A 900-nucleotide genomic window follows, 5' to 3' on the forward strand; every position below is an offset into this window, starting at 1 on the left:
TGACATGACTATCGCCGATAAAAGGCAGTTGACAGCGTAAGGCACTATCTTGCCTATCTTTTTGCGTTCATGCCATTTTGCGCGAATTTTCGGGTTTCTTAATCGCCAAACACCTGCCGGACCAACATTGCTCGGTTGGTGTCGCGTTGCCCTTAAATCGGCTCTGCCTCAATCTGTGTGGCGGAGGGGCAGCATTCTTGCCCTCAACAGTTCTGGCCCGGCTCGGCCGTACATGGCGCGTTTCAGGGTCTTCAGACGATTAATCTGACCTTCTGCTTGGCCGTTGCTCCAGGGCATCTCGATAGCGTTTTTTACCGCATCGAAATCCCGGTTCAATGTGCGTGCGAAGCGCACGATGGGCGCCAGGTCGGTTTCGATCGCGTCGTCGATCCATGCAGGGAGCGGGTCTGCCTCGCGGCCACGCAGGATACCGTTGAACCGCATGACGAGGCAGCGCATCGTTGCGAAGGCGGGAGAGCCAGCCTTGAGCGCGTCGACCTTCCGCGCCTGATCCGGGGTGAGTTTTCCGCGGGGTTTGATACACAGCGCTGCCGCGATGACCGGGGAGATCGCGTGCCCCGTTTCCGGGTCCCGGACCGGTTCCAGGATCTGGAGCTCCAAGGCAGGGCCCTTCGCTTGCTTTTCGGCTCTGCGCCACCCCGCCAGCAGCCGCTGCAAATGCGTCGGGCTCCCCTCGTAGCCACGCTCTCGGATCAGACGGAACAGGGCGCTTCCAGTTCGAATTCCGCCCTTCCAGCTTTGGCTCAGGAACTCTTCAAAGTACCACGGCGAAGTCGGCTTCAAAGCTGCCCGCCTGCGGCCCGGCGGCGTCTCGAACTGCAGCCATTTCGCGAGGCTGCGACGAGGGAACCCTGTTCGCCGCCCAATCTCGCTGCAGGT

1 protein-coding gene is annotated in these 900 nt (G+C 60.7%); it reads right to left on the minus strand.

Annotation, left to right across the window (positions count from 1 at the left end; all coding sequences use genetic code 11):
• Positions 1-168: 168 nt before the first annotated feature.
• Positions 169-900, minus strand: a 732-nt coding sequence (locus tag PKE99_RS39150) for a transposase (protein ID WP_271215075.1), incomplete at its 5' end; no start/stop codon positions are given.

It is taken from the genome of Pseudonocardia halophobica (genome assembly GCF_027922425.1).
Lineage (GTDB): Bacteria > Actinomycetota > Actinomycetes > Mycobacteriales > Pseudonocardiaceae > Pseudonocardia > Pseudonocardia halophobica.